1 protein-coding gene and 1 pseudogene are annotated in these 1,642 nt (G+C 60.8%); both read left to right on the top strand.

Annotation, left to right across the window (positions count from 1 at the left end; all coding sequences use genetic code 11):
• Positions 1–16 precede the first annotated feature (16 nt).
• Positions 17–1,060: pseudogene (locus ACIOWE_RS30125) on the top strand (NADH-ubiquinone oxidoreductase-F iron-sulfur binding region domain-containing protein); the annotation flags it as partial.
• 134 nt (positions 1,061–1,194) lie between these two features.
• The coding region (locus tag ACIOWE_RS30130) for a 2Fe-2S iron-sulfur cluster-binding protein (protein WP_401398605.1) at positions 1,195–1,642 on the top strand (448 nt) is incomplete at its 3' end.

Raw genomic sequence — 1,642 nt, forward strand, 5'->3', positions numbered from 1 at the left:
GGATGTTTTGTAGAAGAACACCTGGAAAGACCGCATGCTGATGGAGCCACTGCCCCATCTGCGGATCGAAGGCAGGCTGATCAGTGCCCGCGCACTGAAAACCTACCGTGGCTACATCTTCCTGCGTGGCGAATACACCACCGCCGCCAAGCACCTCAACCGTGCCGTGGAAGAAGCCAAGGCAGCGGGCCTGCTGGGTAAAAACATTCTGGGCAGCGGCTTCGATTTCGAGCTGTTCGTCCACACCGGCGCCGGGCGTTACATCTGCGGTGAAGAAACCGCACTGATCAACTCCCTCGAAGGCCGCCGCGCCAACCCGCGCTCCAAGCCGCCCTTCCCTGCCGCTGTTGGCGTGTGGGGCAAGCCGACTTGCGTGAACAACGTTGAGACCCTGTGCAACGTGCCGGCGATCATTGCCGACGGCGTTGACTGGTACAAATCGTTGGCACGTGAAGGCAGTGAAGACATGGGCACCAAGCTCATGGGTTTCTCCGGCAAAGTGAAAAACCCGGGCCTGTGGGAACTGCCGTTCGGCGTCACCGGTCGCGAGCTGTTCGAAGACTACGCCGGTGGCATGCGCGACGGCTTCAAGCTCAAGGCCTGGCAACCAGGTGGTGCCGGTACCGGTTTCCTCCTGCCTGAACACCTCGACGCACAAATGTATGCCGGCGGCATCGCCAAAGTGGGCACCCGTATGGGTACCGGCCTGGCCATGGCGGTGGATGACAGCGTCAACATGGTGTCGCTGCTGCGCAACATGGAGCAGTTCTTCGCTCGCGAGTCCTGCGGCTTCTGCACCCCGTGCCGTGATGGTTTGCCATGGAGCGTCAAGCTCTTGATGGCCATCGAAGAAGGCCGCGGTCAGCCAGGTGACATCGAGACCCTGCTGGGTCTGGTCAACTTCCTCGGCCCGGGCAAGACCTTCTGTGCTCACGCACCGGGAGCCGTGGAGCCGTTGGGCAGTGCCATCAAATACTTCCGTCCAGAGTTCGAAGCCGGTATCGCGCCTGCAAGCGCCGCCGTCCCGCCTCTGGCAAGGCCGATCGTAGTCGGCGCGTAAACGCTTAAAAAGGCGAAGGGCCTGGGCCCTTCGCCTCCTGCGATGACGCCTTTCGAGGCTGGTTTGATTCGCACGGATAACAAGATTCCATTAGCCACGCCCGCTGACACCGGGCCAACGAAGACCTTTGAACCATGGCCACTATCCACGTAGACGGCAAAGCGCTCGAAGTCGACGGGGCAGACAACCTGTTACAGGCATGTCTGTCGCTGGGCCTCGACATTCCATATTTCTGCTGGCACCCCGCGCTTGGTAGCGTCGGGGCTTGCCGCCAGTGCGCGGTCAAGCAGTACACCGACGAGAACGACACCCGTGGTCGCATCGTCATGTCGTGCATGACGCCTGCCACCGACAACACCTGGATCTCCATCGAAGATGAAGAATCCAAAGCGTTCCGCGCCAGTGTTGTTGAATGGCTGATGACCAACCACCCGCACGACTGCCCTGTGTGCGAAGAAGGCGGTCACTGCCACCTGCAAGACATGACCGTGATGACCGGCCACAATGACCGCCGTTATCGCGTCACCAAACGCACCCACCCGAACCACCAACTGGGCCCGTTCATTTCCCACGAACTGAACC

It is taken from the genome of Pseudomonas sp. NPDC087598, assembly GCF_044743525.1.
Taxonomy (GTDB): domain Bacteria; phylum Pseudomonadota; class Gammaproteobacteria; order Pseudomonadales; family Pseudomonadaceae; genus Aquipseudomonas.